Source organism: Ferruginibacter sp. (assembly GCF_014377975.1).
GTDB lineage: Bacteria > Bacteroidota > Bacteroidia > Chitinophagales > Chitinophagaceae > Ferruginibacter.
In genome coordinates, this window is sequence record NZ_JACMOO010000420.1 from 1 (window position 1) to 7,186 (window position 7,186).

A 7,186-nucleotide genomic window follows, 5' to 3' on the forward strand; every position below is an offset into this window, starting at 1 on the left:
AGTTTGGCAGCGCAACGCTTACAATATTTAAGAGAAAGAGAAACGAGCCTGAATGATTTTTTACAGAAAGCCGGCGGACAATTAAAAGGCCTGGATGAAAGCATTCAGTTTACAAGTGTGCAGATAAGTGAAGATGAATTAAAGCTGGAAGAACTGGAAGGCAGGCTGGAAGAATTAAAAAATTCGGTTGAAGATAAGCGCAAAATATTTGATGAAAAGCGGAGTAGCATTGATGCGTTGCGCCGGGAAAACCAGGCCATTCAGCGCAACCAGTTTGATGCAGAAAAGAAAGTGGCGGTGGCCGATACCAGCATACAAAATGTGCAACGTACCATTGTACAGATACAGGATGAAAAGGCGCAGCGCCAAAGCCAGCTGCAGCAATTAGAGGCCGACAGAAAGGTGAAGGCGGATGAACTGGAGCAAAAGAAAATAGACTTACAACAGTTACAGGATCACCACGAGTTTACCAAGGAACAGATATTTCAAACCCAGAGCATGCTGGAAAGTTTGCGTGCAACATTGGCGGAAGAGAACAGAAAGTTCGATAGTAAAAAGAACGAATACGCCTTGCTGAAAAGCCTGGTGGATAGCATGGAAGGTTATCCCGAAAGTGTGAAATTTTTACACAAGAACCTTAATTGGAATCATGAAGCGCCTTTGCTGAGTGATATTTTTTATGTGCAGCCCACATACAGGGCGGCAGTAGAAAATGTGCTGGAACCTTACCTGAATTATTACGTGGTAAATAATTTAGAAGAAGGTCTGAAGGCGATTCATTTGCTGGATGACAATAAAAAAGGCAAAGCCAATTTCTTTTTGCAGGATAAGTTTACCGGTTTTGAAGAAGCTCATCAGCCGGAAAGAACCTTCCCGGCATTGAGTGTGATTGAAGTGGATGAAAAATACGCCCATCTTGCCAAATACCTACTGGGCAACGTTTTTATTGCAGAAGATGAGGATGCCCTGCGCAATAGTAATGGAGCTGTGGTGCTGGAAAAAACGGGTAAATATGTAAAAGGAAAATATAGTCTTACCGGTGGAAGTGTGGGTTTATTTGAAGGTAAAAAAATTGGCCGTGCAAAGAATTTAGAGAAACTGGTAGAAGAAATCAGTGCGCAGGAAATAATTGTGAACGAACTAAAAGCAACCATTCAGGTTCGCCACAATGAAGTGATTGCTTTTAATGAGCAGTTAAAAGAAAATGCCATTAAGCAAACACAACAAGATATTAATAACCTGACGAACCATGTTTTTAGTCTGCAGAATAAAATTGAAAACCTGCACCACCTGGAAGAAACCAGCAGCAAAAGGGTAGAAGATTTGCAGGAGCAATTACAAGACAATCATGATGCGATTGCAAGTACCAGGGATGAACTGGAAAAACTAAATACCCAGTTAGAAGAGTTGAGTGATAAAATGCAGGTGGTAGAACAGGACTATGCATCGGCCGAGCAGGAATATAATTTTGCTACTGCTACTTACAATGATGGCAATCTTCAGTTTACCCGCCAGCAAAGCAAAGTGGTTAGTTTAAAACAAGAGTTTGAGTTTAAGAGCCGCCAGTTAAATGAATTAAAAGTACAGGTAGAAAGTAGTAGCCTGCAATTAACAGAAGCCGCTGCCAGCATTGCAGAAACAGCTGCTGTATTGGCTGAGCTGGAAACACTGGTAGTTACCCTATTGCTGAATAAAGATGTGGAAGAGAAGAAGCTGAATGAAGCCGATCAGGCGTATTATAACTTACGCAGTGCATTGGCTGCGAAAGAAAGTGAGTTGCGGTTAAAACAAAAAACGAAAGAAACGATTGATCATTTATTAAGTGAAATAAAAGATAAGGTAACCGAATTAAAACTGCAGCTGGCAGGGATGAAAGAAAGGCTGCATGTAGAATTTAAGATTGATCTGGATGTAATTATTGATGAACCAAGAACGGGCGATGTGCCTTTGGGAGATTTGCAGGAAAAAAATGACCGCATGCGCAAGCGACTGGAAAATATCGGTGAGATAAATCCTACGGCCATTGAAGCGTATACAGAAATGAAGAAGCGCTATGAATTTATCATGGAGCAAAAGAATGATTTGGTAACGGCAAAAGATAGCCTGATGCAAACCATACAAGAAGTGGAAGCTACGGCCAACCAGCAGTTTCTGGATACGTTTAATAAAGTGCGGGAAAATTTTCAAAAAGTATTCCAGGCGTTGTTTACAGAAGATGATACGGCGGATATGGTTTTGGTTGATCCAACTAATTTAGCGGATACCGGAATTGATATTGTGGCCAAGCCAAAAGGCAAGCGTCCATCTTCCATCGGCCAGTTGAGTGGTGGAGAAAAAACATTGACTGCAACCGCTTTGTTGTTTGCAATTTATTTAATTAAGCCTGCTCCGTTCTGTATTTTGGATGAGGTAGATGCACCACTGGATGATGCCAACGTGGGTAAGTTTACCAAGATGATCAAACAGTTTAGTGAGAACAGTCAGTTTATTATTGTTACACACAATAAACAAACGATGAGTGCGGTGGATGTAATTTATGGCGTTACCATGCAGGAGCCGGGCGTGAGTAAATTAGTACCGGTAGACTTTAGAAGCTTAAATTAATCAGAAATTTTTAAGGAACGAATTAGGCGAATTAGAACAAAATTTTTGAACCCGGCTGTTGCCGGGTTTTTTATTTACATGCTTTGATTGGTTATTTTATCGGCATTTTGTAGAATTTTTGACACAGTATTTTATAATTTATAACACAAATACTTTATCATATAACCACTCCGCGATTGGCAGGCAGATTGTAACATCATCTTTAAAAATTATTATTAATTCCTTAAAAACAATTATCATGGAAGGACAAGCAATTCTCATCACACTTATTTTAGGCGCCATCGCTGGCTGGTTGGGCGGACAATTATTTAAGGGCAGTGGCCTTGGGTTAATCGGAAATATCGTAGTCGGTATTCTTGGTGGTTTCGTGGGTTACTGGTTGTTTGGTTTGTTGCACATTAGTTTAGGTACAGGCTGGTTAGGTTATATATTAACCGCCGGTATTGGTGCCTGTGTTTTATTGGCAGTGTTAAACCTGCTTATACCCAGGCGGTTGTAGTTTGCTGTTATAAATTTATAAAAAAGATACTTTTATTTGAGGGTATCTTTTTTTATGTGTAAAAGTTTTAATTTTATTGAAAATCTTTGTTATGACAAATGCTGAAGTGATTAAACAAAAAATTATCAACCTGGTAATGGGTATGGACAATGAGAAGGCGCTGGAAGTGTTGTATGATGTTATGGTTAAATTTAATAATCCTTCCTCAGTGGCTGAAGATGAATTGACGGACGAAGAATGGAATGAAATAGAAAATGATATGAAGGAAATTGAAGAAGATGAAACTAAAAAACAGGAAGAAATAGCAGAACATTTAAAACAATGGAAAAGCGGCAAATAGATTTTCACACAACTAAAGCAAAGAATACAAAAGACACAACGCACATTTTCAAGTTGTATTTATTTTTTCTTTGGAATCATTGTATCCGTAGCGTGCCTTGTATGAAAAACACTTTGTGTGAAATACTTTATTTTTGAAAAATGTCGGTAGAAAAAATTTTAGGAGATTGGAAGAAGAAGCTTTTTAAGCCGGTGTATTGGCTGGAAGGCGAAGAAGATTATTATATTGATAAGATCATGAATTATGCGGAGCACCAGCTATTGCCCGAAAGCGAAGCTGGTTTTAACCTCGCTGTTTTTTATGGCAAAGATGCGGCCTGGAGCGATGTGGTAAACGCCTGCATGCGCTATCCAATGTTTGCAGAAAAGCAGGTGGTATTGCTGAAAGAAGCCCAGCAGATGAAAGACATTGATAAGCTGGAAAATTACCTGGAACATCCCCTGGCCTCAACCATTTTTGTGGTAAGCCATAAAGAAAAAGCGGTTAGTAAAGCTACCAGACTTGGAAAGCTTGTAAAAAAAAATGCAGAGTTATTTCATTCTGAAAAAATAAAAGATTATAAGTTGGTTGAGTGGGTTACGGATTATGTGAAGGCGCAAGATTTTAGCATGTCACAAAAAACGATCTCCTTGCTGGCCGACCATCTCGGCAATGATTTGAACCGCATTGTAAATGAGCTGGAGAAAATAACTGTGAACCTCGGCCAGCGCAAAACCATTACCGAAGACGATATAGAAAAATATGTTGGCGTAAGCAAGGAATACAATGCTTTTGAACTGCAGGCTGCGGTAAGTAAAAAAGACCTGGCAAAAGCGATCAGGATCATCCAGTATTTTGAGGGTAATCCAAAGGCGGCGCCGATACAATTGGTGTTGCCGGCCCTGTACGGTTATTTCAGCAAACTCTATATTATTTTCGGCATGGCCGATAAAAGTGAAAATGCGGTAAAGCCTTTTTTTTACAATAATTCCTTTGCCGCAAAAGATGCGCTTGTTGCAGCAAAAATTTTTGGATACGATGGTGTGGAAAGGGCGCTGTTATTATTGCATGAATATAATTTAAGAAGCATCGGCGTAAACGACAGCGGCACTACGGACGCAAGCCTGATGAAAGAATTGGTGGTAAAGATGATCGGATAGGATCATGATAGAAACACGGGTTTGGCAGATTCATACGGATAAAAACTGATAATGATTTACATATAAAAAATCGGTCGCATCAGTTTTAATCCGTTTTGTCAGCGTTTCTATTACTTCAACGCAGCAATCGCTGCAATCTTGTCCAAGGCAAGCTGTGTTTTTAACGCATCCAGCCCGTTAAAATTTACTTCGCTGCGCAGGTATTTTTTTAAAGTGATGGTGAGGGTTTCGCCATAAATATCATAGTCAAAATCAAAAATATTTACTTCAATCGCTCTTTTTGTTCCATCCACGGTAGGACGCACGCCAATGTTCATCATGCCCCCTGAATTTTTAATTTTTAATTTTTCAATTTTAATTGTAACCGCATACACCCCATTGCCGGGCACCAGTTTATCTTCATTGGTTATTTGCAGGTTGGCAGTAGGGTAGCCAATGGTGCGGCCCAGTTGGTTGCCTTTTGTTACTATACCGCTGAAAAAATAATCGTATCCTAAAAAATTGCGGGCTGCATCAATATCTCCCTGTAAAATTGCTTCCCGTATTTTAGTACTGCTGATGGTAACATCCTCTAACATATACACCGGAATTTCTTTTACCACATAATTATATTGGGAGGCCTTATCTTCCAGTAAATGGTAATCGCCGCTGCGGCCTTTACCAAAGCGATGATCGTACCCAATGATGATGGTATGCGGATGAAAAGTATTTACCAAAAAATTGCTGATGTAAACTTCTGCTGTTTGGTTAGCGAATTCTTCAGTAAATGGTATCACCACCAAATGGTCAATACGTACTTTTTCCAGCAAAGCAATCTTTTCTTGCAGCGTGTTAATTAAAAACAAAGGCGATTTATCTTTCGCCACAATCTGCCTTGGATGCGGATCAAATGTAATAATAACTGTTTCGCCATTTACCCTGGCAGCTTCGCTTTGCATCAGTTCAATGATCTTGCGGTGGCCATTGTGCAGCCCGTCAAATGTACCGATGGTGATGACCGCATTGCGAAACAAGGGTAAGTGCTGTATGTTGTAGTGAACTTTCATTTTTAGTGGTGCAAAACTACCTGAAAATTTATTAATGGTTAATTGCAAATGGAAATTTAGTTTTGCGGTTCAAATATTTTTATGAGTCTTTACAGTAAAAGAGGGGTGAGTGCCCAGAAAGAAGAAGTACACGCAGCCACAAAGCACCTCAACCAAGGATTGTTCGCCAACGCTTTTTGTAAAATTTATCCGGATTACCTGGGCGGTGATGATGATTATGTGAGTGTGATGCATGCCGACGGAGCAGGCACCAAAAGCATTCTGGCTTATTTATATTGGAAGGAAACGGGGGATATATCCGTGTGGAAAGGCATTGCACAGGATGCCATTGTAATGAATTTAGATGACCTGCTTTGCGTGGGCGTGTATGATAATATTGTTTTTAATTCTACCATTGACCGTAATAAAACCATCATTCCCGGCGAGGTTTTATCACAAATCATCAACGGCTCACAGCAGCTTTTTGATGAGTTAAAAATATTTGGTGTACACATTCATTACCTCGGTGGCGAAACCGCCGATGTGGGGGATGTAGTGCGTACCATTGCGGTGAACGGCACAATGACCTGCCGCTTTCTAAAAAGTAAGGTTATCAGCAATGATACAATAAAAGCAGGCGATGTAATTGTTGGTCTTGCTAGTTACGGGCAGTCAACCTACGAAACCGAATACAACAGCGGTATTGGCAGTAATGGTTTAACCAGTGCCAGACATGATGTGTTGAGTAAATTTTATGCAGATAATTTTAAAGAAAGTTACAATACCAGTTTAGAGGAAGAAGTCGTGTACATTGGTAAAAATAAATTATCGGATGCCATCACGTTTGAAGTGGATGGAAAACCATTTACAACCTCCATCGGCAAACTGATTTTATCTCCCACCAGAACCTACGCACCGGTGTTGAAAGTATTGCTGGAAAATGAGTTTGATAAGATACATGGCCTGATACATTGCAGTGGCGGCGGGCAAACCAAATGCATGAAATACCTGCCGGATAATTTCAGGATTGTAAAAGATAATTTGTTTGAGCCTCCTGAAATTTTCAGGATCGTTAAAGAGAGTAGTGGCAGCAATAACAAAGAGATGTACGAAGTATTTAACATGGGCTGCAGGCTGGAAATTTACTGCTCACCTGACGATGCTGAAATGATGATTGCTACTGCCAACACTTTTAATATTGCTGCACAAATTATCGGCAGGGTAGAAGCGAATGATAAAAAAGAGTTGGTGATTAAATTGAAGGAGGAGACGATTGTTTATTAAAATTGATTAAAGTAAAAATGGGTTACACCTTTTAAAGATGTAACCCATTTTTATAAATGTTACAGATTTGCCACTATTGATTTTCTATTACAAAAGTGATAGGTTGTTTTTTATAGGCAGTTACAATAAGATTGTTTTGTACTGCAGGTTCCAACTTAGGCCCTTTCTTTATTAACTCCGCGGCTGCAGTCTCCATTCCATATCCATGTTTTGTTTCAGGCTCTACATTACTAATACTGCCATCTTTACTTACAATAAATTTTACAATTACTCTGTAAGTACCTGCCGGGGCGCC

At 39.7% G+C, this 7,186-nt stretch carries 7 protein-coding genes; 5 read left to right on the forward strand and 2 right to left on the reverse strand.

What is annotated here, in order from left to right; translation table 11 throughout:
• From smc to holA, 4 genes are all read left to right on the forward strand, one after another.
• Positions 1–2,604, forward strand: a 2,604-nt coding sequence (smc, locus tag H7254_RS20595; RefSeq protein ID WP_301934765.1) for a chromosome segregation protein SMC, incomplete at its 5' end; no start/stop codon positions are given.
• 238 nt (positions 2,605–2,842) lie between these two features.
• Entirely contained in the window at positions 2,843–3,103 is a 261-nt protein-coding gene (locus H7254_RS20600; RefSeq protein ID WP_301922170.1) for a GlsB/YeaQ/YmgE family stress response membrane protein, read from the forward strand.
• Positions 3,104–3,194: 91 nt separating this feature from the next.
• Entirely contained in the window at positions 3,195–3,443 is a 249-nt protein-coding gene (locus tag H7254_RS20605) for a hypothetical protein (RefSeq protein WP_301934766.1), read from the forward strand.
• Between the two features lie 140 nt (positions 3,444–3,583).
• The gene (gene holA, locus H7254_RS20610; protein WP_301934767.1) at positions 3,584–4,582 is read left to right on the forward strand and encodes a DNA polymerase III subunit delta; all 999 of its coding nucleotides are present in this window, start codon (positions 3,584–3,586) and stop codon (positions 4,580–4,582) included.
• A gap of 110 nt (positions 4,583–4,692) precedes the next feature.
• On the opposite strand, the gene H7254_RS20615 is transcribed toward holA, so the two are convergent.
• Positions 4,693–5,628: a bifunctional riboflavin kinase/FAD synthetase gene (locus H7254_RS20615; RefSeq protein ID WP_301934768.1), complete on the reverse strand. Its 936-nt coding sequence runs from the start codon at positions 5,626–5,628 to the stop codon at positions 4,693–4,695.
• Between the two features lie 81 nt (positions 5,629–5,709).
• On the opposite strand from H7254_RS20615, the gene H7254_RS20620 reads away from it, so the two are divergent.
• The gene (locus H7254_RS20620; RefSeq protein ID WP_301934769.1) at positions 5,710–6,891 is read left to right on the forward strand and encodes an AIR synthase related protein; all 1,182 of its coding nucleotides are present in this window, start codon (positions 5,710–5,712) and stop codon (positions 6,889–6,891) included.
• 73 nt (positions 6,892–6,964) lie between these two features.
• Here H7254_RS20620 and H7254_RS20625 read toward each other — a convergent pair.
• A partial coding sequence (locus tag H7254_RS20625) for an energy transducer TonB (RefSeq protein ID WP_301934770.1) occupies positions 6,965–7,186 on the reverse strand: 222 nt, incomplete at its 5' end.

Excerpts from the sequence above, each read along its gene's own strand:
- H7254_RS20600 (WP_301922170.1), top strand. The coding sequence starts at position 2,843 with ATGGAAGGACAAGCAATTCTCATCACACTTATTTTAGGCGCCATCGCT.
- H7254_RS20605 (WP_301934766.1), top strand. The coding sequence starts at position 3,195 with ATGACAAATGCTGAAGTGATTAAACAAAAAATTATCAACCTGGTAATG.
- H7254_RS20620 (WP_301934769.1), top strand. The coding sequence starts at position 5,710 with ATGAGTCTTTACAGTAAAAGAGGGGTGAGTGCCCAGAAAGAAGAAGTA.
- H7254_RS20615 (WP_301934768.1), bottom strand. The coding sequence starts at position 5,628 with ATGAAAGTTCACTACAACATACAGCACTTACCCTTGTTTCGCAATGCG.
- holA (WP_301934767.1), top strand. The coding sequence starts at position 3,584 with ATGTCGGTAGAAAAAATTTTAGGAGATTGGAAGAAGAAGCTTTTTAAG.